Origin of the sequence: Rhodococcus koreensis (assembly GCF_900105905.1) — a bacterium.
GTDB lineage: Bacteria > Actinomycetota > Actinomycetes > Mycobacteriales > Mycobacteriaceae > Rhodococcus_F > Rhodococcus_F koreensis.
The window spans coordinates 3,942,180-3,968,876 of record NZ_FNSV01000005.1; the positions used below are offsets into that span (position 1 = coordinate 3,942,180).

A 26,697-nucleotide genomic window follows, 5' to 3' on the forward strand; every position below is an offset into this window, starting at 1 on the left:
ATGAGGTCGACTCCGATGACTTCCACCAGCCACGATGTCACCGAGCACGATTCCGTCGATGTGCTCGTGATCGGCGCGGGTCCGTCCGGCGCAGTGGTCACCCATACGGCCGCGACTGCCGGCCTGAACGTCCTGTGCCTCGAACAGGGCGACTGGGTCAACCCCAGCGATTTCCCCGCCAACCACCCGGAATGGGAATTGCTGATCCAGCACGACTGGGCGCACGACCCGAACGTGCGGGCACTGCCCTCCGATTATCCGGTGGATATCCGCGACTCCGACATGTGGCCGGTGATGTTCAACGCCGTCGGCGGCAGCTCCATCTACTACGGCGCCGAGTGGCCGCGACTGCTGCCCTCGGACTTCCGGGTCAAGACACTCGACGGCGTCGCCGACGACTGGCCGATCGCCTACGACGACCTCAAGCCGTACCACGACGAGGTCGACGCGTTCATCGGCGTGTCCGGCGTCGACGGTGACACCGCCTACCCCGACGGGCTCGAGTACCCGCTGCCGCCGCATCCACTGGGCAAGCCGGGAATGAAGGCGGCCGAAGCGGCGAACACACTGGGCTGGCACTGGTGGCCCGGTACCAACGCGATCCCGAGCCAGAAGAACAAGACCCTCGAGCAGTGCGGCCGCTGGGGGGTGTGCGAATGGGGTTGCCCGCAGGGCGCGAAGGCCTCCTTCGATCTGATCTACATGCCGCAGGCGCAGCAGGCCGGTGCACAGGTGCAGACCGGGGCGCGCGTGCGCAGGATCAGAACCGACGACACCGGGCGGGCAACCGGTGCCGAGTGGATCGACCGCGACGGCACCGTCCACTTCCAACCGGCGAAGTCGGTCGTATTGTGCGCCAACGGAATCGGCACACCCCGACTGTTGCTGCTGTCGGCGGACGAGCGCAACCCGGACGGGCTCGCCAACTCCTCCGGGCTGGTCGGCAAGAACCTGATGCTGCACCCGAACTGCACCGCGGTCGGCTACTACGAGGAGAACCTCGAGAGTTGGCGCGGCCCGGCCGGACAGCTGATCCACTCGATGCAGTTCTACGACACCGACACCTCCCGCGGTTTCGTCCGTGGTGCGAAGTTGCACGCGCTGCCGACCCCGGGACCGCTGAACACCATCGAGACCCACCGCCAGCTCGACTTCGACGAGCTGTGGGGACCGGCCGTCCACGACGTGGCACGCGCGTCGTCGAACGGCATCCTGTGGGCAGCCAACGTCGAGGATCTACCCGAGGAACACAACCGGGTCACCCTCTCCACGGAGGAGTTCGACTCGGACGGGCTGCCCGCGCCGAAGGTCGAATACCGGGTCAGCGAGAACACCCGCAAGATCCTGAAGTACACCGTCGAGCGGATGGTGGAATTGCACAAAGCGGCAGGCGCCAAGCAGATAATCACCCAGGAACTGTGGGTCGATCAGCCCGGACATCTGCTCGGCACCGCCCGGATGGGCGACGACCCGGCCACCTCGGTCGTCGATTCCTTCGGCCGCAGCCACGACGTCGACAACCTCTACATCGCCGACGGCAGCATCTTCGTCACCTCGGGCTCGGCCAATCCGACCTGCACCATCAGCGCTCTGGCACTGCGGGTGGGCCGCAAGGTCGTCGAGGACGTCACCGCAGGAAAGGCCCAGGCATGAGCACCACACCCATCGAACTGAAGACCTCGGCGCCGCGGCGTCTGTCCGTGCCGGTTCGCACGCTCCGCCCGCCCCGGCAGCTGTCCGAGGACGAGTTGACCATCCTGTTGCGGATCGCGGACAGCCTCATCCCCGAATCCGGAGAGAATCCCGCCGCCAGCAAGGCGCAGGACTATCTGCGGTATCTCGATCTGGCGCTCGCCGCCCGCGCCGACGTCTTCGACGCGGTCGTCACGGCGATCAACGACGTCGCGGATCTCCACGGCGGCGAACTCCACGCCCGGTTGAAGCGCATGTGGGCCGAGGACAAGGTCACCTTCGACCCGCTCTCCTCGATCGTGGCCGGCGCCTACTTCATGACCCCGCAGGTCAAGGCGCTGATCGGGTACCCCGGACAGCACCGGGACGCTGCCGGATTCGAGGACGCCGCCAACGAGTTGTCGACCGGCATCCTCGACCCGGTGATCGAACGCGGATCCATCTACGTCTCCGCCACCGGGGAGTGAGGCCCCCAGGCGGGTCACCAGCTGATCTACTGTCGACAAGACACCTGCAACCCGAGTAGGACTGATACCACCTCGTCGAGTGAGCAACCACGAGGCCGAAGCAAGAAAGGACAACGGAATGACTCTGTCACCGAATCGTCCGGGGTCGACAGTGGGCCGCGACGAGGGGGAGATTTCCCTCGGACGAATCCAGCAGCGCACCACGCCCGGCACCGTCGCGGGCGTGCTGCGCACCGCCATCCTCGACGGCACCCTCGCCCCCGGCAGCCAGCTGCGGGAGGCACACATCGCCGCCGATCTGGGAGTGAGCCGGGCACCTCTCCGCGAAGCCCTGGGCATCCTCGCCGACGAAGGTCTCGTGGTGAAGATCGCCTACAAGGGCGCCTTCGTCGCCGAGGTCAGCGCCCAGGGCATGGCGGAGATCGCCAGCCTGCGCAAGCGCCTGGAACCGTATGCGATCGAGCTGGCGATGCCACGGCTGGCGGCCGGTGGCCGCACGAAGGTCATCCGCGCGTTGCAGGACATGGCGCGCGGCGCCGACGACGGCGACATGACCCGAACCATCGACGCCCACATGAGCTTTCACCGCGTGTTCTACGAGCTCTCCGAGCACGGGCTGCTGCTCGACCTGTGGCGCAGCTGGGAATCGCAGTTGCAGCTGTTCCTGTCCGCCGATCACCAGTCTTTCGCCGACCTGCACGACGTGGTCGCCGAGCACGAGCGGCTCCTGGCGATCATCGACACCGGCGACATGGACGCGATCACCCGGGAGATCGATCGTCACGTGCACGGTCCCGCATCCGCCCTGGACGCCGTCGACACCGTGCGCGAGGCCGCTTCCGCCACGCATGCGTGAGTACGTCGACTTCCTGGGCGGTCAGCCGCCGTACGACGAACTCGAGTCGACCGACCTCGACGCCCTGGCACGCCTGGTCGAGGTCGAGTTCTTCCCGGCCGGGACCCGCATCATCGAGGCCGGCGAAGCCCCGTTGTCGCACTTCTACGTGGTGCGCACCGGGGAGGTCGAGGTCGTCGACCGGGGACGGGTGATCGACCTGCTCGGGTCCGGGGAGACCTTCGGGCAGATCTCGGTCCTGTCCGGGCTGCCGCCGCCCCTGGACGTGCGGGCCGCCGAGGACAGCCTCTGCTACCGGTTCCCGGACCCGAGACCGATCCTCGCTCACCCCGAACGTCTGCAATTTCAGCACTACAACACCCTCGTCACCCGGGAACGCCTCACCCGGTCCGGCCTGGTGGATCAGGCACTGCGCGCCGCCCGCCATCAGATGCGCCCGGCCGTGTGGTGCCCCGTCGGGGCCACCGTGTCCGAGGCCGCGGCGGTGATCACCGACGCCGCCCAGTCCTACGCCCTGCTCGACCGTGGTGGGGAGATCGGGATCGTCACCGACAGCGACTTCCGGCGCGCCCTCGCGACGGCGTCGTTCGATCCGCACGCTCCCGTGACCACCATCGCCTCCTTTCCTGCCGAATCCATCGGTGCCGATGCCCTGGTGGGTGACGCCTTCCTGCGCATGATCGAGTGCGGACTGCACCACCTGGTGGTCCGGGGCGCCGCCGACCGGCCCGTGGGCGTGCTGCGGGTGGTCGACCTGGCCTCCGCCGAGGTACGCAATCCACTCGTCATCCGCCGCGCCGTGGACGACGCCCACACCATCGACGAACTCGCCGCCGCGGCCGCATTGCTGCCCGGCACCTGGGTCGAGCTGTACGACACGGGCGTGGCACCGATGCACATCGCCGGACTTCTCTCGGCAGTCGTGGACGCCCTGTTGCAGCGGCTGGTCGAACTCACCGACATCGGTGACGACTGCGTGCCACACCGGACGTCCTGGTTGCTGCTGGGCTCGGTGGCACGCCGGGAGCCGCTCCCCCGCTCGGACGTCGACACCAGCCTGGTCTGGGAAGACCTACCCGGAGAACGCAATCCGGCGCGGAAATTGCAGCGCTGGGCTGGGCGCGTCCTCGACAACATGGAGCGGTGCGGGCTGGAGCGCTGCGTCGACGGCGCCAATGCCACCAACCCGGAGTTCGCCCGCTCCCGCGCCGATGCCGTCTCCACCGCCACGTCGTGGATCCGCAATCCCACCCAGCACAACGCACTGCTGCTGTCGTCGATGATCGCGGACAGCCGCCCGGTGACCGGGCTGTCGCTGGGCCGCTCGGTGTCGGATGCGATGCTGGCGACCACCCGGAGCCACGAGTACCTCTCGGCGCTGCTGCGCTTCACCGTCTCGAGCCGCCCGCCGGTGGGTTTCGTCCGCAACTTCGTCGTCGAGCAGTCCGGCGCCAACCGCGGCCACCTCGACCTCAAGGCCCGCGGACTGGTCCCGATCGCCTCGCTCGGGCGGTGGATCGCCGTCGTCACCGGCGACGACCGCGGCTCGACGATTACCCGGTTGCGGCGGGGCGGCGCGTCGAACCTGCTCACACCGGACGAGACCGAGGTCCTCGTGCAGGCCTTCGAGTACATCTACGGGCTGATCCTCGGCCGGGAGATCGACGCGATCAAGACCTCCACTGCCGCGACCACCTGGGTGGCGCCGAATCAGCTCGACTCCCTGACCCGTCGTTACCTGCGGGAGGCGTTCCGCGCCGTCGCGGAGGTGCAGAATCGGCTCGAGAGCGAGTGGGTGGCGCGACTGCCATGACAGTGCGCTGGAGACGACGACGCGAGGACCCTCTACGAAAACCGTGGCGGCAGAGCGAATATCTCGTCGTCGACCTCGAGACCACCGGGCTGGACCTGAAGAAGGACACCATCGTCTCGTACGGCGCCGTCGTCATCCGAGACGGCCGGGTGATCACCGCCGAGAGCGTCTACGACCTGGTCCGCCCCCGGTCGGCAATGTCCCCGGAGGCGATCGCCGTCCACACCCTGCGCCCGGCAGACGTCGCGGATGCGCCACCGCCGGATGCCGCAGTGCACACTCTCGCCGCCCTGATGACCGATCGGGTGGTCGTCGCACACTCGGCGTGGGTCGAGCAGGCCTTCCTCACCCGCGCGTTCCGGGACGCCGGCATCCGGTTTCGGGTCCCGCTGATCGACACCGCGGCCCTGGCCCGCGCGTGTGGCACTGCGCCCGCGGGTCAGCGCGGCGACGCGGGTCTCGAATGGCTCGCCACCGCGCTGGGACTCCCCGTCGTCGATCCGCACCACGCACTCGGTGACGCCGTCACCACGGCGCAGGTCTTTCTGGTGCTGGCCTCCCGCCTGAGCGGCCGCGGATACGACACCGCTCGATCCCTGGTCGATCTGACCTGCGGGGACCGGGGTCTGTTGTCCCCTCCGAGCGGGCGGTAGCCCAGCCGAAACAGTCAGTGATTGAGATCACACGCATCTATGGTAGATTGTCGACAGTTGCTCAAAGAGCGGATAGACTTCCCCTTGTGCGGCTACCCCCGACCCCAGCCTCGCCGCACTGCCGAGGCTTTCTCGACACCGACCAGTGAGGTCAGCATGGCCACAAAACCCGAAGAGCCGACCGTGTCCACCCAGCCCCCCGCGCCCGGACCCGACTTCGAGTCCGCGCCCACCGGGACGCCCACGGACTCCGACGCCGCGTACCTGGAAAAGCTCGGGTACAAGCAGGAGCTCAACCGCACACTCGGACTCTTCTCCGCGTTCGGAGTGCAGTTCACCTCGATCGCGATCGCCTCCGGCATCTTCACCACCCTCATCGTGGGATTCGGATTCTTCGGCCCCGCCTCGTTCTGGTCCTTCCTCGTCGGCGGCGGCCTGCAGGTGTTCACCGTGGGCCTGGCAGTGGCACAGCTGGTGTCCGCCTACCCGCTGGCCGGCGGTGTCTACCAGATCACCGGCCGGATCACGGGCAAGCCGTGGCTTGCCTGGCAGACCGGATGGTGGCTGCTCATCGCCCACACGGTCGCAGTCACCACCGTGGCGGTCAGTATTTCCCCGTTCATCGCCGGATGGTTCGGCGTCACGTTCGACGGCCCCGCCGACACCCTGCCCTGGGCACTGGGTCTGATCGTCCTCGGCACGATCATCAACATCGCGGGCGTCAAGGTCGCCGCGGTGCTCAACAACATCGGCGTCGTCGCCGAGGTGCTGTGCGTGGTTGCACTCGTCGGCGTCCTGCTGGTCGTCAAGCATCCCACCCAGCCGCTGTCCTTCCTGAGCGACTCCGGCGGAACCGCCTCCGGCGGGAACTGGTTCGTCCCGTTCCTGTTCGCGATGATCCTGCCCGCCTACGCGATCTCGTCCTTCGATGCCACCGGCAACGCGTCCGAGGAGACCAAGGACGCTGCCCGCAAGGCCCCGATGGCATCGGTCATGGCGAACGTGTCGTCCTACGTGGTCGGCGTGTTCATGGTCGCCCTGATCATGCTCGCGATCCAGGACCTGCCCGCGGTGATGGACAGCGACACCCCGGTCAAGCTGATCCTCGACACCGCCGTCGGCTCCGCGTTCGCCAACATCTTCGAGGCCGTCGCCATCATCGCCCTGTTCGCGGCGCTGGTGATGTTGCAGCTCACCGGAATCCGGGTCCTGTGGTCGCAGGCCCGCGACGGTCAGGTGCCCGCCGCACACTGGCTGCGCAAGGTCAGTGCGCAGCGCATCCCGATCAACGCCACCCTCACCATCTTCGCCCTGTCGGTGATCTTCGCCCTGTGGTCGTCGCTGCTGTCGGTACTGGCCGCCATGACCGCCCTGGCCTGGGGACTGGCGTACGGCGTCGTGGTCACCGTCGGCCTCTGGGGTCTGGTCAAGCGCAAGCTGCCGAAGCACCCGTGGCACTACGGATTCCTGAGCCCGCTCATCTTCGTCCTGGCCATCGCCTGGTCGGTGGTGCTGTGCGCGCTGCTGATCTACTCCGACCCCACCCACGTCGGAATCGGCATGCTGCTGGTGATCCTCTCCGGCGCAGTCGTGTACATGACCATCCCCAAGAGCCGACGCGGCAAGTCCATAGACACCCTGCAAGGCCACCTGTAACCGCACCCGCCGACAAATCGCAACCGAGGAAAGGTTTCACATGTCGTCCCCCATCCAGCTCACCAACATCATCGACGGCAAGGCGGTGACGGGATCGTCCGACAAGATCCGCACGGTCCTCAACCCCTCCACCGGCGAGGTGGTCGCCGAGCTCACCGAGTCCACGATCGAGGACGCCGACCGGGCGGTCGCCGCCGCCCGCGCCGCCTTCCCCGCCTGGTCCGCCAAGACCCCCGGCGAACGTTCGCAGATCCTGCACGAACTGGCGAATCTGCTCGAGGCCAACCTCGACGAACTCGCCCACCTGGAAACGATCGACGCCGGCAAGCCCACCACCGCGGCCACCGGTGACGAACTGCCCGGGATCGTCGCGGCGTTCCGGCACTTCGCCGGGGCGGGCAGGACACTGGCCGCCCAGGCCGCCGGCGAATTCGTCGCAGGCAACACCAGCTTCGTCCGGCGTGAGCCCCTCGGCGTCGTTCTCGGCATCACCCCGTGGAACTTCCCGCTGTGGCAGGCGGTCTGGAAGCTTGCCCCCGCCCTGGTCGCCGGCAACACGGTCGTGATCAAGCCGGCCGAGCTGACCCCGATCGCCACCACCCGGTTCGCCGAACTCGCGCAGCAGCTGCTGCCCGCCGGTGTCCTCAACGTCGTACACGGCAAGGGCAGCGTCGTCGGCGATCACCTGGTACGTCACCCCGAGGTCAACCTGGTCTCGTTCACCGGCTCCACCGCGGCCGGTCAGCGCATCGCCGAGGCGGCAGGCGCGACGCCCAAGCGTCTCGTGCTCGAACTCGGCGGCAACGCTCCGGTCGTGATCTACGACGACATCGACCTCGAGGCCGCGCTGCCGATCCTGACCAACGGCATCCTGTTCAACGCCGGCCAGGAGTGCATGTCCGCCACCCGTCTGCTGGTGAGCGAGAAGATCCACGACCGGTTCGTCGAGGCGCTCGCGGCCAGCCTGGCCGCCACCGAGATCGGAGACGCGGCCGACGCGTCGACCGTCCTCGGACCGCTGATCTCCGAAGGCCAGCGTGCCCGGGTCGCCGAGCTGGTCGACCGGCTCCCCGCCCACGCCCGCGTCGTCACCGGCGGCAAGGCCGTCGACGGTCCGGGTTACTTCTACGAGGCCACCCTGATCGACGGGTTGCAGCAGGACGACGAGCTGGTCCAGGAGGAGATCTTCGGACCGGTCGCGACGGTGCAGACCTTCACCGACGAAGCCGATGCCCTCGCCAAGGCCAATGCGGTCGAGCAGGGACTGGCCGCCTCGGTGTGGACCCGCGACATCGGCCGGGCCCTGCGGAACGTCAACGCCATCGAGTCCGGGGTGGTCTGGGTGAACAACCACATGGCCGTCGGACCGGAAGGCCCGCTGGGCGGCTTCAAGGGCTCCGGCTACGGCAAGGAAGGCGGCGCTGCGGGGCTCGAGGAGTTCACGCGAGTCAAGCAGGTCATCGTCAGCCTCTCCTGACCAGTTCCTCGTGATCGCCCGTTGATTGCCGGAGTGCGCCGCGCCATGCCGAAAGCATTGGCGTGGCGCATAATCCACAGAATCAGGAGGGTCGTCATGCTCGCAGCAGAGCGTCACCGCCGGATGGCCGAGGCACTGCGAGTGAGCCGGATCGTCAGCACCGAGGAATTCTCACGACTGCTCGGGGTGTCCCCACGATCCTCGCCGGAGTCCGCCGGCGCATCCGCGCTGTTCTGATTCCGGCGCTCACACTCTCGAAAGGAAGAGATCGTGGCAGTCCTTGCCATCGACCAGGGCACCTCCGGGACCAAGGCGGTCGTCGTCTCCGACGACGGCGACGTCCTCGCGATCGCCGAGAACACCGTGCGCCCCACCTATCTCGCGGCCGGTGGCGTCGAGCAGGATCCGATGGACCTGCTGCACTCCGTCCTGGACGCCGGCCGGAAGGCGGTCACCCAGGCGGGAGTACCGGTGTCGGCCGTCTCCCTCGCCAACCAGGGCGAAACCGTCCTGGTGTGGGATCCGGAGACCGGACGACCGCTGAGCCCGGCAGTGGTCTGGCAGGACCGCCGGTCGGAAACGCTGTGCCGCGACAAGGCGGCGGCCCGGAGTTGGGTCGAACAGCGGACCGGATTGATTCTGGACCCGTACTTCTCGGCGCCCAAGATGCAGTGGCTGCGCCGCAATGTCTCCCGCGAGGGAGTGGTCACCACCACCGACACCTGGATCGTGCGTCACCTGACCGGCGAATTCGTCACCGACACCGCCACCGCGAGCCGCTCGCTGCTGACCGGTCTCGACACCGGAGGGTGGGATCGGGAACTGCTGGAGCTGTTCGAACTCGCCGAGGAGCGGTTGCCCGAGATCGTCGGCAACGACGCCCTGGTGGGCAAGACCGATGCCTTCGGCGGGAGCGCCGCCGTGGGCGGGCTGATCGTCGACCAGCAGGCGGCGCTGCTGGCGGAGCGGTGCCTCGATCCCGGCACCGCCAAGTGCACCTTCGGCACCGGAGTGTTCCTGCTCGCCAACACCGGCCGACGCCCGGTGCGCTCGGCGTCCCAGCTCGCCTCCTGCGTGGCGTGGAACGTGCGGGGGCAGACCTCCTACTGCGTGGACGGGCAGGCGTACACCGCGGCGTCGGCGATCCGGTGGATACAGGACCTCGGGCTGATCGCGTCGGCGCGGGACCTCGACAGCACCGCCGCCGAGGATTCCGGAGGCACCTACTTCGTCCCGGCGCTGGCAGGACTGGCCGCACCGTGGTGGCGACCGGACGCGACCGCCTCGTTCACCGGGATGACCCTGTCCACCGATCGGGCGCAGCTGGTGGCCGCGGTAGTGGAAGGCCTGGCGGCGCAGACCGCCGAGCTGGTCTCGGCCGTGGAGGTCGACCTGGGCGGCCCGCTGACCCGGCTGCGCGTCGACGGTGGACTCACTCAGTCGCGGCGGTTGATGCAGGCGACCGCGGACCTGACCCAGATCCCCATCGACGTCTATCCCTCCTCGCATGCGACCGCTCTCGGTGCGGCCGCGTGCGCGCGCCTGGCGATGAATCCCGGCCTGTCCCTTGCCGACGCGGTCACTGACTGGACTCCCGCCACCACCTACGAACCTCGCTGGTCACCCGACCGCGCAGCAGAATTCCGACACCACTGGGCGTCGGCGGCACACGCGACGCTTCCCCAGGAGAAACGATGACTGACTCACCCACCCCCACCGACTACGACTTCGTCGTCCTCGGTGCCGGTATCGTCGGCTCGGCGATCGCCCGCGAACTGGCCAGATACGACCTCACCCTCGCGCTCGTCGAGGCCCGCGACGATGTCGGCGACGGCACCAGCAAGGCGAATACCGCGATCCTGCACACCGGATTCGACGCGAAACCCGGCACCCTCGAATCACGGATGGTCAGCCGCGGCTACACGCTGCTGTCGGCATACGCCGAACAGACCGGAATTCCCGTCGAACACACCGGGGCGATCCTCGTCGCCTGGAACGACGAGGAGTACGACGCTCTGCCGAGTCTGCGGGACAAGGCCGCCGCCAACGGCTACACCGAGTGCGAAATCGTCGACGCCGACACCGTGTACGGGATGGTGCCCGATCTCGGCGAGGGTGTCCTCGGCGGTCTGACCGTGCCGGACGAGTCCATCATCTGCACCTGGACGACCAACCTCGCGCTGGCCACCGACGCGGTCGCCCGCGGGGTGACGCTGCGGACCAACACGCGTGCGGAGTCGGTGACGGTCGAGGCAGACCGCACCACCCTGCACACCTCGGCAGGCGACATCACCGCCCGCTGGGTGATCAACGCGGCCGGGCTCGGGGCGGACTTCCTCGATCAGGCCTTCGGCTACGACCGCTTCCACATCACCCCACGCCGCGGCGAACTGCTCGTCTACGACAAGCTGGCCCGCCCCCTGGTCGACAAGATCGTGCTGCCCGTTCCCACCTCCCGGGGCAAGGGTGTGCTCATATCGCCGACCATCTACGGCAACGTCATGCTCGGCCCGACCGCAGAGGACCTCACCGACCGGTCGGCGACGGGCACCTCGGCGAAAGGGTTCGAATTCCTGCTCGGCAAGGGCGCCAAGCTCCTGCCCCGGCTGCTCGACGAAGAGGTCACCGCCACCTATGCCGGGCTCCGGGCCGCCGCCGACTACGGTGACTACCTCATCGAGGTCGACACCGATCAGCGGTACGTCCTGGTCGGCGGGATCCGGTCGACCGGCCTGACGTCCGGAATGGCTGTCGCCGAGTACGTCGGCGAACTTCTCACCAAGGCCGATGCTCTCGGCGAACCCCGCGCCGAGCTGCCGGACCCGCCGGCGATGCCGAACATCGGTGAGGCGTTCACCCGCCCGTACCAGGACGGTGCGCGCATCGCCGCGGACGCCGAATACGGCAAGGTCGTCTGCTTCTGCGAGCGGGTCACGGCCGGTGAGATCCGTGATGCCTACGCCTCCCTCATTCCCCCGGCCGGGCTCGAGGGTCTGCGCCGACGCACCCGCGCCATGAACGGCCGATGCCAGGGCTTCTTCTGCGGAGCAGAGGTGGGCGCCCTGGCCGAGGGCTACCGATGCGCCGGCCGCTCCGCCGCCACGACACCGAAGGAAAACCGATGAGCGTCCCTACCTCACCACGCACCGTGGTCGAGACCGACATCGCGATCGTCGGTGGCGGCCCGGCGGGCCTGTCCGCCGCCACCCGGCTCGGCAAGGTCCACGGCCACCGCGCCCTCGTCCTCGACCGGGAGAGCCGTGCCGGCGGAATCCCCAGGCACTGCGACCATCCCGGGTACGGCATCCGCGACCTCCACACCTTCATCGGAGGTCCCGCGTACGCCGAGCGCCTGGTCCGGTCGGCGACCGACGCCGGGGCAGAGATCCGGACCAACGCGACGGTCACCGCCGTCCACCCCGACGGCGCGCTCGATGTCACCAGCCCGGCCGGGCTGCTGCGGGTGGAGGCGAAGGCACTCGTCCTCGCGACCGGTGCCCGTGAGCGGGCCCGCCCGGCCCGCCTGATCCCGGGTGATCGACCCGCCGGCGTCTACACCACCGGGCAGTTGCAGAATCTCGTGCATCTGCACCACGGTCGCGTCGGCACACGGGCCGTGATCGTCGGCGGCGAACTCGTGAGCTGGTCCGCGGCAATGACACTGCGGCACGCCAGCTGCGACACCGTGCTGATGACCACGCAATACCCCTCACCTGAGTCGTACGCCGCCTTCAACATCCCCGGCAAGGCGCTGTTCCGGTTCGCGATCGCCACCCGCACCCGTGTCGTCGGCATCATCGGGCGCAAGAACGTCGAAGCGATCGAGATCGAACACCTCGACACCGGCGTCCGGACGAAGATCGACTGCGACACCGTCATCTTCACCGGCGATTGGATCCCCGACCACGAACTGGCCCGCAGCGCAGGCATCGAACTGGATCCCGGCACCAAGGGACCGCTGGTCGATACCGCCCTGCGCACCAGCGCTCGCGGCGTCTTCGCCGCCGGCAACGTCCTGCACCCGGTCGACACCGCCGACATCGCAGCACTCGACGGCACCTTCGTCGCCGATCAGGTGGCCGGCTACCTCGACTCGCATGCGCCCGCTCCCACCGGAGAGGCTCTGCGCATTCTCGCCGAAGAGCCGTTCCGGTGGGTATCTCCCGGCCTGCTGCGCCCGGGCGACCCGGCGCCTCCGCGACAGCGCCTGCTGTTGTGGACGGACGCGCTCGTCCGGTTCCCCAAGGTCACCATTTCCCAGAACGGCCGCGTCGTGACCACCAAGACACTGCCCTGGGCGGCCTCCCCCGGCCGCGTGTTCCGGGTGCCGTGGTCGATCATGCGCGACGTCGACCCGTCCCGAGGACCGGTGACGGTCGGTCTGGCGAACGCAACCCAGACCGCGCCCACGCTCAACGGGGTCGGGCAGTTCATCCCCGCCCGCTGCTCCTGACACCCGCCCGCATCCGCGATCGCTTCCTGCCCGCCCTGCCGAACCAGTCATCCTCCCGCGGTGTCTGATTCGGCAGGGCGGCTTTCGCACGTCCCGGGAGCCCGGCAGTCCTCACCTTCACCCCGTAAGCAGGTGACTGAGCGCGCGCGAAGTGGCTTTACTCGACGTTGACATTGTGTGTGACCCGGACAACAATCAGGAACGTCACTTGTCGACAATAGACCGCACTACAACTTGTGCGGGTGCCCACGAATCGATCGGAAGCATCCATGACAGAACACCAGGGCCATCTGCACGGCTCGGAGATGCGTCGAGCCATCACCGCGGCGGCCATCGGAAACTTCATCACCTGGTTCGACTTCGCGGCGTACGGGTTCCTCGCCGTACTCCTGGGGCAGATCTTCTTCCCCTCCGAAAACCCCGCCACCAGTCTGCTGGCGACCTTCGCCGCATTCGGGGTCGCCTTCCTGATGAATCCGATCGGCGGATTCGTCTTCGGCCGTCTCGGCGACAAGGTGGGCCGCAAGAAGATCCTGGCCACCGTCATCATTTTGATGTCGATGTCGACCTTCGCGGTCGGCCTGCTGCCCGGCTACGCCTCCATCGGCATCGCCGCGCCCGTCCTACTGGTGGCTCTGCGCATCCTGCAGGGCTTCGCCGCCGGTGGCGAACCCGGCGGTGCCGCCACGTTCCTGGTCGAGTCCGCCGCGCGGGGACGACGGGCACGCACGGTGAGCTTCTGGCACTGCTCGAGCTACCTCGCCAACGCCGCCGCCTCGATCCTCGTCCTGAGCTTGAACGCGGCCCTGAGCGACGACGCCATGTTCGCCTGGGGCTGGCGGATACCGTTCCTGATCGCCGGTCCGCTCGGACTGGTGGGCCTCTACATCCGGCTCAAGCTCAGCGACACAGCGGAATTCGAGCGCTTGCAGGCTTCCGGCGAGGTGAGTGAGTCACCCATCAAGGACGCCCTCGCCACCAGCCGGCGCCAGATCGTGCAAGTCGTCGGCTGCATCGCCTTCCAGGCCGCCGCCTTCTATTTCATCTTCGTCTACATGGAGACCTACCTGCAGGCCGAGGTCGGATTCTCGTTCGGCATGGCGTCCGCGTCGACGGTCACCTGCCTGGTGTCGGCCGCGGTGTCGATCTTCGTCTTCGCCCGCTTCTCGGACCACTTCGGCCGCAAGCCGGTCATCATCCTCGGCGCGGTGTCGAGCACACTGATCGTCTTCCCCGCCTTCGTGGCGTTCTCCACCGGCAACATCGCCGCCATCATGGTCGCCCACGCCGCCATGGGCGTGTGCCTGGCCATGTTCATGTCGGCCTCCGGCGCCGCGATGGTGGAGATCTTCCCCTCGAGAGTGCGCTACGCCGGCTTCTCCATCGGCTTCAACATCTCCGTCGCACTCTTCGGTGGCACCGCACCGTACTTTGCGACCTGGCTGATCTCCGCCACCGGAAGCCCGGTGTCCCCCTCGGTGATCCTGATCGTCACCGGGGTCACCGCGATCGTCGCCGCCGCCACCCTCCACGAAACCGCCGGACGCAAGACCGACGCCGTCATCGCCGCCCGTCCGGCTCAGTACGACCCGGTCCGGGTCGGCGAATGAGAACCCCGCCACCCGAACCCTTGACAAGCACCGCGCGCCACAGTTAAATTTCTATCGTTCACTTGTCGACAATCGTCAATCTACGACGGTCGAGGAGACGAGCGGGATCCGGGCCATCGACTCGGAGAATCCACGGCCCTCAAGTAGCCGACCAACCACGACACAAGGACACGAACATGACCAAGAAGCTGGGTGGCATCCTCGCTGCCGTTTCCACTCCCTTCGCCGCCGACGGCTCCGTCGACGAAGGCGCACTGCGCAACCACGTCGACTTTCTGATCGACAACGGTCTGCACGGTCTCGTTCCCGGTGGCAGCACCGGCGAGTTCGCGGCACTGTCCCTCGACGAGCGCAAGCTCGTCAACAAAGTCGTCATCGACCAGGCCGCAGGCCGGGTGCCCGTCGCCCCGCAGACCGGCTCGACCCGCACCGCGGACGCGATCGAACTGTCCAAGCACGCCGCCGACGCCGGAGCGGACGCGGTCCTGCTGGTCCAGCCGTTCTACGAGGCGCCCACCCGCCACGAGGTGATCGAGTACTTCGCCACCGTCGGCGAGGCCGCGAACATCCCGGTCATCGCGTACAACCTGCCCGGTGTCACCGGAATGAACCTCGACCGCCCGTTCTACCGCGAGCTGCTCGAGCGCACCGACGCCGTGAAGTACATCAAGGACACCTCCGGCTCGATCGAGCAGGCCTTCGACCTCATCTTCAACCTCGGTGACGCCATCGACACGTTCGTCGGTTGGGACACCATCGTGCTGCCCGCCTTCTCCGCTGGTGCCGCCGGATCCATCTGGGGTGCACCGAACTTCGCGCCCAAGGAGACCGTGGCGATCTACGAGCTGGCCAAGGCCGGCAAGTACACCGAGGCCCTCGAGATCTTCAAGCGTCTGTGGAACGTCCTCGACTTCCTGGGCAAGGAAGGCTACGCCGTGGCCACCAAGGCCGCCGCACAGGCCGTGGGTGTCGACCTCGGTGTGCCGCGCGCACCCTACGGCGAACTGCCCGCGGAGAAGAAGGAAGAGCTCACCAAGCTGATCGCCGAGACCGGACTGAACTACGGCAAGTAGACCGGCCCCTCACCGACTGTCGGCGATGTCGGCCCACCGCGGCCGGCATCGCCGACCCGAATCGCACGCGTTTCGAAAGGAGCGACCCTTCCCATGACACGCGCGCAGAGGCCGGTGGCAAACGTCTCCGTCACCGATCCCGTCTCGTACCTGATGCCCTGCATCGCCGACGCCCGCGCCCGAGAGATCCTCGCGCGGCGGTGGCGGTGCAGGATCAGGCTCACCGCCACCCCGACACCGATGCATCTGCTGCCGAACTTCTCCGAACGCCTGGGCCGTGAGGTCTGGATCAAGCGGGACGATCTGACCGGGTTCGCGGCCGGCGGCAACAAGTCCCGGAAGCTGGAGCTGATTCTCGCCGATGCGATGAACGCCCGCGCGACCAGCCTGGTCACCGTCGGGGCGCAGCAGTCCAACCATGCCCGCACCGTGGCGGCGGCCGCGACCGCGGCGGGCATCGACGCCCACCTGATCCTGGGTGGCCGTGCCCCGCACCGCCCCAGCGGCAACCTACTCCTCGACGACTTGTTCGGCGCCGAAACCCATTTCGTCGACGACCTCGACTGGACTTCGATGAGTGCGCACGCCCGGCAGCTGTGTGCCCGGCTGCGGGATCAGGGCAACCGCAGCAAACGCCCGTACCTCGTTCCCGCCGGCGGCAGCACCAGCTCGGGAGTACTGGCCTACGCCGCTGCCTTCCTCGAGATCCACCACCAACTCGATCTCGTCGACCGCACCGAAGCCACCATCGTCCACGCCTCCTCGACCGGCGGCACCCAGGCCGGGCTCGAACTCGGTGCCGCACTGCTCGGCGCCCCGGCGAACATCGTCGGCGTCGACGTCGCGCAGATCCACTCCGACCTCGGCGGACGGGTCCGGGACCTGGTGGCCGCCACCGCGGAGCTCGGATTCGACCCGCCCGCAGTGACCCCGACCGTGTTCGACGAGTACCTCGGTCCGGGATACGCACTTGCCTCGGACCGGTCGCAGGCGGCGATGACCGAACTGGCCCGTGACGAGGGCATCGTGACCGACCCGGTGTACACGGCGAAGGCCGTCGCCGCACTGTCCGACCCCCGCCTGACCGGGCCCATCGTGTTCCTGCACACCGGTGGTGTGCCGGCGATGTTCGCCGACGACGCCGCGGCCGCATACCCGGCTGTGCAACGCTCGAAGGGAAGGCCGCTCGCCGCGGCACAGAACAATTACTGACACTGCTTCGATGAACGCCATCGAAGCGCATCGGATCGGAGGAAGTCGTGCGGTGGAGCCGAGTCGTCAACGTGGTCAAGTGTCACGTGGGTGGAGAAATCAACAACGTCGTGACCGGCGGGATCGGTGACGTTCCCGGCGCCACCGTGTTCGAGAAGATGAAGCACTTCCGGGACAATCAGGACGACCTGCGGCAATTGCTGTTGCACGAACCCCGCGGTGCGGTCACCCACTGCGTCAACTACATCGTCCCGGCCACCGATCCGCAGGCCCAGCTCGGCTACGTCATCGCCGAGTCGACCGAGTATCCGGCCATGTCGGGCAGCAACACGATGTGTGTCGCGACGGCACTGCTCGAGACCGGGATGATCCCCATGGTCGAACCCGTCACCGACATCGTCCTCGAGGCGCCCGCCGGGCTCATCCGCATCCGGTGCACCTGCGAGAACGGCAAGGTCACCGGCGTCGAGTTCGAAAACCAGCCCGCCTTCGCCTATGCGGTCGAGGTACCGCTCGAACTCGACGGATACGGCACCCTCACCGTCGACGTCGCCTGGGGCGGCATGGCGTACGTGCTCGCCGACGCCGAGGCCCTCGGCCTGAAGTTGGTTCCCGACGAGGCCCGCGACCTGTGCGAACTCGGACAGAGGCTGAAAACCGCAGCAGCGGAGCAAATTCCGGCCCAGCACCCCACCAACCCGGAGTTCGCCGGCATCACCCAGACCGAATTCGTCGGCCCGCTGTCCCGCCACGAGGGCGTCCTGACCGCGCGTAACGCGGTCGTGGTCTCACCGGGGCGGCTGGATCGCTCGCCCTGCGGCACCGGCACGTCCGCACGTCTTGCGGTCCTGAAAGCGAAAGGCCTGATCGAGGTGGGTGAGACCTTCGTCCACGAATCCGTGATCGGCAGCCGATTCACCAGCCGCATCGACCGGCTCACCAGTGTGGGCGACTACGAGGCGGTCGTACCCCGCGTCACCGGGCAGGCCTACATCACCGAACTCAGCCAGGTCGGCCTCGACCCCGCCGACCCCTTCCCCACCGGCTACACACTGTCCGACAACTGGCCGACCGGACACTGACCATGTGAGTGGGAAAGTGTGCCGGGACACGCTTTCCCACTCACGTGGGATTCGGCCGTTTGACGTCCCGGCCGGCACGCGCTCTCCGGAGATGATGACCGATGCCCGCGCCCACGGGCGGTCTTCGGCCAGGAAGGGGTTCTCCTGCGCCATCCACTCCTCGATGAACGCGGGCGGATCGACCCCGCGCTCGACACATCTGCGGTAGGCGACCACCGGGTCGGTGGACACCCAGATCGTGGCGTCGAACCATCCGGCTAGGTCGCGGTGGGTTGCCCCTACTCCTTCGACGAAGACGACGTTCGCGGTATCCGGAATGTCGATGGAACCGGGCCGTCCGCGTGCCACCCACCCGGGTGGACGGAACGAGACAGGCGCCCCGCACTGCCGGAGAGGGCAGAGGATGCCGTCGGCAAGAAGATGGTGCCAACCGAAAAAGGAGTGGTGCCAGGCTATGTCATCGGTATGGACGATTACGCTGTCACCGGTCGCTGCAGCGAGTCGAGCGGCAACGGTGGACTTTCCCGACCCACTCCGGCCATCGATTCCGATGACGATCGGGCGGTTCGTGTTCATCTGTCGTGTTTCGCAGAGGCGGGCGAGCAGTTCGTCAGGAGTCGTCTCGACCCAATCGAGAACCGTGACTTCGTTGTCACTCGTCATTGCGGGGATCCTCCTCCAGGATGCCGAGGAGCGCACGCACAGATTCGGTCCCGAGCCCATCCACCTTTCGCCGCAGCGGCAAGGTATCGAGAAAGGCGCCGGCCTCGACGCTTGAGTCGATGCGGGGCACGACAACGGCGACACGGTCGCGATCGATACTCGGGCTTCTCGTGCGATGTCCGCCATGCGCACCGAGTCTCGCAGCGGCGATGTCGTTCTCGGATGCATCTGCTCTTCTTCACGACGCTGATGCGGTTCAGCACACTGTCGAGTGCTGAACCGCATCAGTGGTTCGGTCGGGCCGGGTCAGCCGGCCGCGATGGGTCGTTGCTCGTTGTGTGCCTCGTTGACCGGCTTGTGGTAGCGCGGCACCAGGCGCATCAGGGCGGGACCGCCGATCGCGATCAGCGCGAGGAGGATGGCCGGCAGCAGTGGCATCCATTCGATACCGAGGTTGTCGACGACGACGGTGATCGCGGCCGGCCCGACCAGCATGCCCACGTAGCCGATCGCGTTGACGAGACCGATGTTCCGTCCCGCATTCTCCGGATCGCGTCGCCCGGCCGCCGACAGCATGAGCGGTGCCATGCAGGCCAGGCCGAGACCGAGCAGCACGAAGCCGGTGAGTGCGAGCGGGGCCGAGCCGCCCAGCATCGCGAGGAGAGCACCGGCGGCGCCGATGACTCCGCTCGCGCCGACGATGAGGCGGGCACCGAAGTACTCGGCCAGCCTGTCGCCGAACAACCGGCCGACGAACTGCGCACCCGAGTAGAGCGTCACTGCCGTCGCCGCCAGCCCTGCCGTGGTGCCGACCGCACGGCGAACGAATTCCTGGCCCCAGTCCAGGACCGCGCCCTCGCTCAACATCGACCCGAGCAGGAGCACACCGAATCCGATCATCACGAGCAGCGTCGCCGTGGTGGCCGACCGCTTCCCCGGGTGGGCGGGGTCGGCTGCGCCCGGAATCTCGTCCTGCTCCGGGGGCAGCAACTCGTCGAGGGAGAGGAGCCACTTGCCGAAGACGAAACCGAGGACCGACAACACCACGCCGATCGAGATGTAGGCGACGGCCGGGCTGTCGGTGAAGTGCCGGGCCAGCGCGCTGCCGACGAGACCGAGAACGAAGCCACCCGCCGGGTAGGCGGCGTGGAACGCGGACATGATGGGTCGCCCGTAGTACCGCTCGACCTGCACGCCGTGGGTGTTGAACGCCGTGTCGAATGCGCCGCGGAGCAGTCCGATGAGCACGCCGATCGCCATCGCTCCGACCAGTCCGTCGAGGAACGCGAGGGGGATGTAACAGAGCGGGTAGATCACCATCGTGGGCATGGCCGTGTTTCGCGGGCCGTACCGATCGATGAACGGGCCGATGGCGAAGCACCCGACGGCTGCGCCGATGCCGATCGACAGCGCGAGGAGGCCGAACTGCGAGTCGCCGCCGTCGCCCTCCCATCCGAGGTGACTACGCAACGAAGTGGTGCTCGTCGACCACATCAACATCACGGCGCCCAACTGGAAGAAGCCGAAAAATGTTGCGATTCGCGCCTTTCGCACGCGTGTATGGTCGAGCACGGGAGCGGTGCCTGCTCCATGTGTTGCCATGATTTCGTCCTTGCCGTAGGTCTCGGACCGCCGCGGGCGCCTACGGGGGTAGGCATCCGTTCAGCGAGTAGCGAGCGCGTGAACTTTCGATCAACACCGACTGGATGGCCGGAATCTTGGTGAAAACACTACGAAGGTGACGCGCCGCACAACAGGTACAGACCGTGTACCTCCCGCGCGCAGACTGCACAGAGTGAGAAGGCAGCGCCGGCGATGTCATGGTCGCCTGCTCCGCACTCATGGTCGCCCGCTCCTCACTCATGGTCGCCCGCTCCTGCGCGCCGCGACCGACGACCCCTCGAGCAGATCCAGCCCCTTCACCGCGAGCAGCAGGCTCTGCCGGGTGGCGGCGTCGTCCAGGGATTTACCCAGGATCGCGGCAATGCGGTCGAGCCGGTTGTACAGCGTCCGGCGCTGGATGAAGAGTTTGTCCGCCGCTTCGGTCTTGCGGCCGTCGACGGCGAGGAAGGCCCGCAACGTGGGGAGCAGCGGGGTCGTGGACTGCGCATCCTTCGTGAGAAGTGGGCCGAGTTCGTCCTCGACGAAGCTGGCGAGTTCGGGACCCTGCGCCAACGTCACGAGCAGACGTTCGACACCGAGGTCGTCGAAATGCAGCATCGGTGAGGCGGGCAGGGAGCGCGACACCGCGGCCGCACTTTTTGCCTGCGTGACCGCGACCTGCAGCATCGAGGCGGGCACCGCGCGGCTCATGCCGCCCCCGTGCTCCATCTTCCCGAGCAGGCCCGCGAGGTCGGCGCGTGTTCGCCCGGATTCCGCCGCCACCGCCACGACGTAGTCGCCCATGTCGGCGTTGATCGCCCCGGTGTCGGGCTGGCGGCCCCCGCGCGGAGCGGACGACTCGTCGCGGCCGTCCTTGTTCGCGATGACGACGACGATGTGTCCCGACCCCAGCTGATATCCGAGTCTTCCTGCCTGGTCGACGAATTCGGCTCCGGAGAGGTCGCCGATCAGCAGTCGCGTGATCAGTGCCGTGCTCCGCTGGTCGTCCCGTGCTTCCCGGCTCCGGTCGGTCAGCAAGGAGATCGCGACGGACGCGGCGGCGCGCTCCGCTGCGAACGTGGCGGTGGAGCGTGCGGTCGCGGGCCGGTCGGTGAAGACGTGGATCCAGCCCCAGGGCTGGCCGCGCATCAGAACCGGCCTGCGAACGCATCCGTCGTCGTCGCTGTGGAGGCCGCGCGCGTGCTTGTCCCAGTCCTCGATGCCGGCCTCCTCGTCGAACTCGCCGACGTACGCCATCACGCGGTGCGCGATGTTCTCGAGCACCACCGTGCCGTCGGTGAGTTCGGCCAGCGTCTGCACGATCGACAGGTAGTCGGCGCCGTCGAGCAGCAGGTTCGAGAACGTGGACTCGACTTCCCGCTCGTAGGTGAGCGCCTGCAGGCGCTTGTCGGTCAGGATCTCGTGCACCTGCGCCGAGACACCGGCGAACGACACCTCGCGGGCGAGGGCGATGATCGGCAGGTCGCAGGCCTGCCCTTCGGCGACTACGGCATCCGGTACGCGGTCGAACATCCGTCCCGACTCCTCGATGACGAGAGCGGCGGCCCCGGCATGAGCGGCTGCGCGCACGAACACCTGCTGCAGGGCGCCCGTGTTGCCCATTCCGAGCCCGGCGGTCAGGAGTAATTCTCCGCCCCGGAGGAAGCGGGCGATATCCGAGATCTCGGATGAATGCACCCAGCGGACCTCACGGTCGAGGCTGCCCGATCCGGTCAGGACACGGGCTCCCGCGTCCTTGAGGAGATCGATTTCGAGGGCATCGGCGACGGTGAAGACCATGAACAATGGTACACAGAACGTGCATGAACCGACGCAAATAGTTCCCACAATGCAACTGTCGGAAACGGTGTGGCACCGCAATGCTGAATGACAACAGATCCAGCCCCTCGCTCATCCGAAGGAAGCACCCATGTCATTCGTTCTCAAGGCCGCCGTCGGCGAACCAGCGCAGCGGGCGAGCAACCCCGCCGTGGTCGACACCGTCGCCGCCGTCATCGCCGACGTCCGCGCGAACGGCGACGACGCCGTCCGGAAGTACTCCGAGAAGTTCGACGGCTGGTCCCCCGAGTCGTTCCGGTTGAGCGAGGACCAGGTGGCGGAGATCGTGAAGTCCGTGCCGGAGACCGTCCTCGACGACCTGCGGTTCGCGCAGCGCCAGATCCGCAACTTCGCTCAGGCGCAGCGGGACTCGATCCAGGACATCGAGGTCGAGACGCTGCCGGGCGTCTTCCTCGGCCACCGCAACGTCCCGATCGACGCCGCGGCCGCGTACGTGCCCGGCGGCCGCTACCCGCTGACCGCGTCCGCGCACATGACCGTGCTCACCGCGAAGGTCGCCGGCGTCGAACGCGTCGCCGCGACGACCCCGCCGAACGCGGGCGAGGCACCGCCGATCAGCGTCGCCGCCATGCATCTGGCCGGCGCCGACGAGATCTTCGTCCTCGGCGGCGTCCAGGCGATCGCCGCCCTGGCACTGGGCACCAACACCGTCGACCCGGTCTCGATCCTGACCGGCCCCGGCAACGCCTTTGTGGCCGAGGCCAAGCGGCAACTGTTCGGTGAGGTCGGGATCGACCTGTTCGCCGGACCGACCGAGACGCTCATCGTCGCCGACGACCACGCCGACCCGTTCACCATCGCCGTCGACCTGCTGTCGCAGGCCGAGCACGGCCCCGACTCCCCGTGCGTGCTGATCACCACGTCCGAGGCGGTCGGCCGGGCCACCCTCGACCACATCGAGGCGCTGCTCCCGGGCCTGGTGACCAACGCCATCGCCGGTCCCGCGTGGCGCGATCACGGCCAGGTCCACATCGTCGACACCCTCGCCGAGGCCTACGCCCTCGCCGACGAGTTCGCGTCCGAGCACGTCCAGATCCTCACTGAGGACCCGCGCCAGGCCCTGACGGCCATGCGCAACTACGGCGCCCTGTTCCTGGGCGAAGGCACGTGTGTTCCTTACGGCGACAAGCTGATCGGCACCAACCACGTCCTCCCGACCCTCGGCGCCGCGAACTACACCGGCGGTCTGTGGGTGGGCAAGTTCCTCAAGACGCTCACCTACCAGGAGGTCCGCAATCTCGACACCAGCGCCCAGCTGGGTGAGATCTGCGGACGGGTCTCGCGACTCGAGAAGTTCGAGGGCCACGCCCGGTCCGGCGACCTCCGGGCAGCCAAGTTCGGTAACGCCCCGTTGGCATGGGGCGACATCCCGACGCGAGTGACCTCGGACCGATGACCCGTCTCGAGCACGATCTCCTCGGCGACCGGGAAGTTCCCTCCGACGCCTACTACGGCATCCACACCCTGCGGGCGACCGAGAACTTTCCGATCACCGGCATTCCCCTGTCCAGCCATCCCGACCTCGTGTCGGCGCTGGCAGCCGTCAAGCAGGCCGCGGCGCAGACCAACGCCGGACTCGGCCTGCTACCGCGGCGCGAAGCGGACGCCATCGCCCGGGCCTGTGAAGAGATTCGGGCCGGCGCCCTCCGGGACCAGTTCGTCGTGGACGTCATTCAGGGCGGTGCCGGCACCTCCAGCAACATGAACGCCAACGAAGTGGTGGCCAACCGGGCGCTGGAACTGCTCGGCCACGCCCGCGGCAGCTACGAGCATCTGCATCCGCTCGAGCACGTGAACATGAGCCAGAGCACCAACGACGTCTACCCCACCGCGATCAAGGCCGGTCTGCAAACCGCCCTGACCAGGCTGCGGGCGTCGATGCACGAGTTGGCGGCGGCATTCGCGGTGAAGTCGACCGAGTTCGCCGACGTCCTCAAGGTCGGGCGCACCCAATTGCAGGATGCGGTCCCGATGACCCTGGGGCAGGAGATCGCGACGTTCGCGCTGATGATCGACGAGGATTCGCAGCGGCTCGGGGAGGCGGCGACGCTCATCTCCGAGATCAACCTCGGCGGAACGGCGATCGGGACCGGTCTCAACGCGCACCACGAGTACGCGTGGCGGGTCCGCGAGCATCTCGCCGCGATCACCGGGATCGAGGTGACGACGGCGTCCGACCTGATCGAAGCCACCCAGGACGTCGGCGCGTTCGTCCAGCTGTCCGGGGTGCTCAAGCGCACCGCGGTGAAGCTGTCCAAGATCTGCAACGACCTTCGGCTGCTGTCGTCGGGGCCGCGCGCCGGCTTTGGTGAGATCACGTTGCCGCCCGTCCAGGCCGGCTCGTCGATCATGCCGGGCAAGGTGAATCCGGTGATCCCGGAGGTCGTGAACCAGATCGCCTTCCGGGTGATCGGGAACGACCTGACCGTCACGATGGCCGCCGAGGGCGGGCAGCTACAGCTCAACGCGTTCGAGCCGATCATCGCGCACAGCCTGTTCGAGACGATCGAACTGCTCACCCGCGGATGCGCGGTACTCCGCGAGCGGTGTGTCGTGGGGATCGGCGCGAACATCGAGCACTTGAAGAACAGCGTCGACGCGTCCATCGGCGTGGTCACGGCCCTCAACCCGCACATCGGGTACACCGCGGCCACCGCGATCGCCGCCGATGCACTGGCGACCGGTCGCACCGTGGCCGCGCTCGTGCTCGAGCGGGGTCTGCTCAGCCGGGAACAGCTCGACGACGTGCTGCGGCCGGAGAATCTCACTCGACCGCTCGTGCCCTGACGACCGCGAGCAGCTCGTCCCCTGCCGGGATGAGCTGCTCGTGTGGGGTTGACATCCACGACGTCGTCGCTAACCTTTAGTTATACGTATAACCAACTTCGTCACACCACTCTCTACGACCGAGGAGCAGGACCCATGAGAGACGCATCCGTGGGGGAGCCCACAGGCCCGAGCAAACACAGCTACGACGTCGTCATCGTCGGCAGCGGAATGGGCGGTGGAACGCTCGCCTACGCGCTCGCGGACTCGGGAGTCGATGTGCTTCTGATCGAGCGCGGCGACTTCCTGCCGCAGGAAAAGCAGAACTGGAGCCCGCAGGAGGTCTTCGAAGGACACCGGTACGCGAACGCCGAGCAGTGGTACGACACCGAGGGCAGACCGTTCAGCCCCGGCACATACTACTACGTCGGCGGGAACACCAAACTCTACGGCTCCTCGCTGGTGCGGTTCCGCCGGGAAGACTTCCAGTCGACGCAGCACGAGGCCGGCGAATCACCCGAGTGGCCCTTCTCGTACGACGACTTCGCGCCGTATTACGCACGCGCAGAACAGGTGTACCGGGTCCACGGTGACCACACCGACGACCCGACCCTGCCCCGCGACGAACCGTTCCCCTACCCGGCGATCGGACACGAACCGCCGGTGCAGGAGGCGGCCGACGCCCTGCGCCGCCTCGGATACACCCCGTCGAACATTCCGCTGGGCATCGACCTGCGCGAGGGCGGCGGCTGCATTCGATGTCGGACCTGCGACGGGTTCCCCTGTCGCGTGCTTGCCAAGTCCGATGCGGACGTGCGCTGCGTGCGTCCCGCCGTGGCCTCCGGCACGGTGGAACTGCTGACCAACGCCTACGCCGAACAGGTCCTGACCGACGACACCGGCATGCAGGCCACCGGAGTTCGGCTGCGGCACCGCGGGACCGAACTCGTCGTCGAGGCAGCCACCGTGGTGGTCTCCTGCGGCGCCGTCAACTCCGCGGCGCTGCTGCTGCGGTCGGCGAACCCCGCGCACCCGGGCGGTCTCGCCAACTCCTCCGGCATGGTCGGACGAAACTACATGGTGCACAACAACTCCATCATGGTCGGCATCAACCCGCTGAAGAAGAACACCGCCGAGTTCCAGAAGACGCTGTACCTCAACGACTTCTACACCCGCGGCACCGCCGAGCACCCCTATCCGCTCGGGCACGTGCAGCTGATCGGGAAACTGCAGGGCGAGATGATCAAGGGCCAACGTCCGCTGATCCCCAAGTGGGCGCTGAGCCAGGCGACGGCCCGCAGCATCGACTGGTGGCTGTTCACCGAGGACCTGCCCGATCCGGACAACCGCGTCACCCTCACCGCCGACGGCAACATCCAGATCGCGTGGACCCCCAACAACACGCGCGCCCACGAGGTGCTGGTCCGCGAGATGCGCAAGATCCTCCGCAAGATCGGGTACCCGTTCGTCTTCAGCGAGGGCACCGGCATCGAGGTCAACTCCCACCAGGCCGGCACCGTCCGCGCCGGAACCGACCCCGCGACCTCCGTACTCGACGCCGACTGCCGCGCCCACGACGTGCACAACCTCTACGTCGTCGACTCGTCCTTCTTCCCGTCCCTGCCCGTGATGAACCCCGCCCTGTCCATCGCGGCCAACGCCTTCCGCGTCGCCGAGGCGATCACCGCACAGCACCGCACGACCGCAGGCCGGACTTCCCCGGCCGAGCCCACGTCCGTCTGACACCGTCACCGACAGCTAG

At 67.8% G+C, this 26,697-nt stretch carries 19 protein-coding genes and 1 pseudogene; 18 read left to right on the top strand and 2 right to left on the bottom strand.

What is annotated here, in order from left to right:
- Positions 1–15 precede the first annotated feature (15 nt).
- From BLV94_RS22495 to BLV94_RS22560, 15 genes are all read left to right on the top strand, one after another.
- Positions 16–1,653, top strand: a complete 1,638-nt coding sequence (locus tag BLV94_RS22495; RefSeq protein WP_072939205.1) for a GMC family oxidoreductase — start codon at positions 16–18, stop codon at positions 1,651–1,653.
- Complete coding sequence (locus tag BLV94_RS22500) at positions 1,650–2,159, top strand: hypothetical protein (protein WP_072939208.1); 510 nt, start codon at positions 1,650–1,652, stop codon at positions 2,157–2,159. Before BLV94_RS22495 ends, BLV94_RS22500 begins: the two co-directional genes overlap by 4 nt.
- Before the next feature lie 118 nt (positions 2,160–2,277).
- Positions 2,278–3,015: a GntR family transcriptional regulator gene (locus BLV94_RS22505; protein ID WP_072939211.1), complete on the top strand. Its 738-nt coding sequence runs from the start codon at positions 2,278–2,280 to the stop codon at positions 3,013–3,015.
- Positions 3,008–4,828: a putative nucleotidyltransferase substrate binding domain-containing protein gene (locus BLV94_RS22510; protein ID WP_072939214.1), complete on the top strand. Its 1,821-nt coding sequence runs from the start codon at positions 3,008–3,010 to the stop codon at positions 4,826–4,828. The genes BLV94_RS22505 and BLV94_RS22510 overlap by 8 nt, the downstream gene beginning before the upstream one ends.
- Positions 4,825–5,481: a 3'-5' exonuclease gene (locus BLV94_RS22515; protein ID WP_083395641.1), complete on the top strand. Its 657-nt coding sequence runs from the start codon at positions 4,825–4,827 to the stop codon at positions 5,479–5,481. Before BLV94_RS22510 ends, BLV94_RS22515 begins: the two co-directional genes overlap by 4 nt.
- Before the next feature lie 183 nt (positions 5,482–5,664).
- Complete coding sequence (locus BLV94_RS22520) at positions 5,665–7,137, top strand: APC family permease (protein WP_072939555.1); 1,473 nt, start codon at positions 5,665–5,667, stop codon at positions 7,135–7,137.
- A gap of 40 nt (positions 7,138–7,177) precedes the next feature.
- The gene (locus BLV94_RS22525; protein WP_072939219.1) at positions 7,178–8,614 is read left to right on the top strand and encodes an aldehyde dehydrogenase family protein; all 1,437 of its coding nucleotides are present in this window, start codon (positions 7,178–7,180) and stop codon (positions 8,612–8,614) included.
- A 96-nt stretch (positions 8,615–8,710) separates the two neighbouring features.
- Positions 8,711–8,851, top strand: coding sequence for a hypothetical protein (locus BLV94_RS48810; protein ID WP_174705466.1), 141 nt, complete (start codon positions 8,711–8,713; stop codon positions 8,849–8,851).
- A 33-nt stretch (positions 8,852–8,884) separates the two neighbouring features.
- Positions 8,885–10,312: an FGGY family carbohydrate kinase gene (locus tag BLV94_RS22530; RefSeq protein WP_072939221.1), complete on the top strand. Its 1,428-nt coding sequence runs from the start codon at positions 8,885–8,887 to the stop codon at positions 10,310–10,312.
- The gene (locus BLV94_RS22535; RefSeq protein ID WP_072939223.1) at positions 10,309–11,739 is read left to right on the top strand and encodes an NAD(P)/FAD-dependent oxidoreductase; all 1,431 of its coding nucleotides are present in this window, start codon (positions 10,309–10,311) and stop codon (positions 11,737–11,739) included. The genes BLV94_RS22530 and BLV94_RS22535 overlap by 4 nt, the downstream gene beginning before the upstream one ends.
- Positions 11,736–13,067 carry an NAD(P)/FAD-dependent oxidoreductase gene (locus tag BLV94_RS22540; protein ID WP_072939557.1) on the top strand — a complete coding sequence of 444 codons (1,332 nt, stop codon included), beginning with the start codon at positions 11,736–11,738 and terminating at the stop codon, positions 13,065–13,067. Before BLV94_RS22535 ends, BLV94_RS22540 begins: the two co-directional genes overlap by 4 nt.
- A gap of 269 nt (positions 13,068–13,336) precedes the next feature.
- Positions 13,337–14,677, top strand: a complete 1,341-nt coding sequence (locus tag BLV94_RS22545) for an MFS transporter (protein WP_072939224.1) — start codon at positions 13,337–13,339, stop codon at positions 14,675–14,677.
- Between the two features lie 176 nt (positions 14,678–14,853).
- A complete protein-coding gene (locus tag BLV94_RS22550; RefSeq protein ID WP_072939226.1) occupies positions 14,854–15,750 on the top strand; it encodes a dihydrodipicolinate synthase family protein in 897 nt (298 codons plus the stop codon).
- A gap of 93 nt (positions 15,751–15,843) precedes the next feature.
- A complete protein-coding gene (locus BLV94_RS22555; protein ID WP_072939229.1) occupies positions 15,844–16,962 on the top strand; it encodes a 1-aminocyclopropane-1-carboxylate deaminase/D-cysteine desulfhydrase in 1,119 nt (372 codons plus the stop codon).
- 47 nt (positions 16,963–17,009) lie between these two features.
- Positions 17,010–18,044, top strand: a complete 1,035-nt coding sequence (locus tag BLV94_RS22560; RefSeq protein WP_072939232.1) for a proline racemase family protein — start codon at positions 17,010–17,012, stop codon at positions 18,042–18,044.
- A 969-nt stretch (positions 18,045–19,013) separates the two neighbouring features.
- Here BLV94_RS22560 and BLV94_RS22570 read toward each other — a convergent pair.
- Positions 19,014–20,345 (bottom strand): annotated as a pseudogene (locus BLV94_RS22570) (MFS transporter); the annotation flags it as partial.
- A gap of 222 nt (positions 20,346–20,567) precedes the next feature.
- On the bottom strand, positions 20,568–22,109 hold the full coding sequence (locus tag BLV94_RS22575) for a PucR family transcriptional regulator (protein WP_072939238.1): 1,542 nt from the start codon (positions 22,107–22,109) through the stop codon (positions 20,568–20,570).
- 130 nt (positions 22,110–22,239) lie between these two features.
- Here BLV94_RS22575 and hisD point away from each other — a divergent pair, with 130 nt between their 5' ends.
- From hisD to BLV94_RS22590, 3 genes are all read left to right on the top strand, one after another.
- The gene (hisD, locus tag BLV94_RS22580; protein WP_072939559.1) at positions 22,240–23,565 is read left to right on the top strand and encodes a histidinol dehydrogenase; all 1,326 of its coding nucleotides are present in this window, start codon (positions 22,240–22,242) and stop codon (positions 23,563–23,565) included.
- Positions 23,562–24,956 (top strand): aspartate ammonia-lyase, encoded by a 1,395-nt coding sequence (locus tag BLV94_RS22585; RefSeq protein WP_083395643.1) that lies wholly within the window; start codon positions 23,562–23,564, stop codon positions 24,954–24,956. The genes hisD and BLV94_RS22585 overlap by 4 nt, the downstream gene beginning before the upstream one ends.
- Before the next feature lie 135 nt (positions 24,957–25,091).
- Positions 25,092–26,678: a GMC family oxidoreductase gene (locus tag BLV94_RS22590; RefSeq protein ID WP_072939244.1), complete on the top strand. Its 1,587-nt coding sequence runs from the start codon at positions 25,092–25,094 to the stop codon at positions 26,676–26,678.
- The last annotated feature ends 19 nt before the right edge of the window (positions 26,679–26,697 follow it).

Excerpts from the sequence above, each read along its gene's own strand:
- BLV94_RS22495 (WP_072939205.1), top strand. The coding sequence starts at position 16 with ATGACTTCCACCAGCCACGATGTCACCGAGCACGATTCCGTCGATGTG.
- BLV94_RS22500 (WP_072939208.1), top strand. The coding sequence starts at position 1,650 with ATGAGCACCACACCCATCGAACTGAAGACCTCGGCGCCGCGGCGTCTG.
- BLV94_RS22505 (WP_072939211.1), top strand. The coding sequence starts at position 2,278 with ATGACTCTGTCACCGAATCGTCCGGGGTCGACAGTGGGCCGCGACGAG.
- BLV94_RS22510 (WP_072939214.1), top strand. The coding sequence starts at position 3,008 with ATGCGTGAGTACGTCGACTTCCTGGGCGGTCAGCCGCCGTACGACGAA.
- BLV94_RS22515 (WP_083395641.1), top strand. The coding sequence starts at position 4,825 with ATGACAGTGCGCTGGAGACGACGACGCGAGGACCCTCTACGAAAACCG.
- BLV94_RS22525 (WP_072939219.1), top strand. The coding sequence starts at position 7,178 with ATGTCGTCCCCCATCCAGCTCACCAACATCATCGACGGCAAGGCGGTG.
- BLV94_RS48810 (WP_174705466.1), top strand. The coding sequence starts at position 8,711 with ATGCTCGCAGCAGAGCGTCACCGCCGGATGGCCGAGGCACTGCGAGTG.
- BLV94_RS22535 (WP_072939223.1), top strand. The coding sequence starts at position 10,309 with ATGACTGACTCACCCACCCCCACCGACTACGACTTCGTCGTCCTCGGT.
- BLV94_RS22540 (WP_072939557.1), top strand. The coding sequence starts at position 11,736 with ATGAGCGTCCCTACCTCACCACGCACCGTGGTCGAGACCGACATCGCG.
- BLV94_RS22545 (WP_072939224.1), top strand. The coding sequence starts at position 13,337 with ATGACAGAACACCAGGGCCATCTGCACGGCTCGGAGATGCGTCGAGCC.
- BLV94_RS22550 (WP_072939226.1), top strand. The coding sequence starts at position 14,854 with ATGACCAAGAAGCTGGGTGGCATCCTCGCTGCCGTTTCCACTCCCTTC.
- BLV94_RS22555 (WP_072939229.1), top strand. The coding sequence starts at position 15,844 with ATGACACGCGCGCAGAGGCCGGTGGCAAACGTCTCCGTCACCGATCCC.
- BLV94_RS22575 (WP_072939238.1), bottom strand. The coding sequence starts at position 22,109 with ATGGTCTTCACCGTCGCCGATGCCCTCGAAATCGATCTCCTCAAGGAC.
- hisD (WP_072939559.1), top strand. The coding sequence starts at position 22,240 with ATGTCATTCGTTCTCAAGGCCGCCGTCGGCGAACCAGCGCAGCGGGCG.
- BLV94_RS22585 (WP_083395643.1), top strand. The coding sequence starts at position 23,562 with ATGACCCGTCTCGAGCACGATCTCCTCGGCGACCGGGAAGTTCCCTCC.
- BLV94_RS22590 (WP_072939244.1), top strand. The coding sequence starts at position 25,092 with ATGAGAGACGCATCCGTGGGGGAGCCCACAGGCCCGAGCAAACACAGC.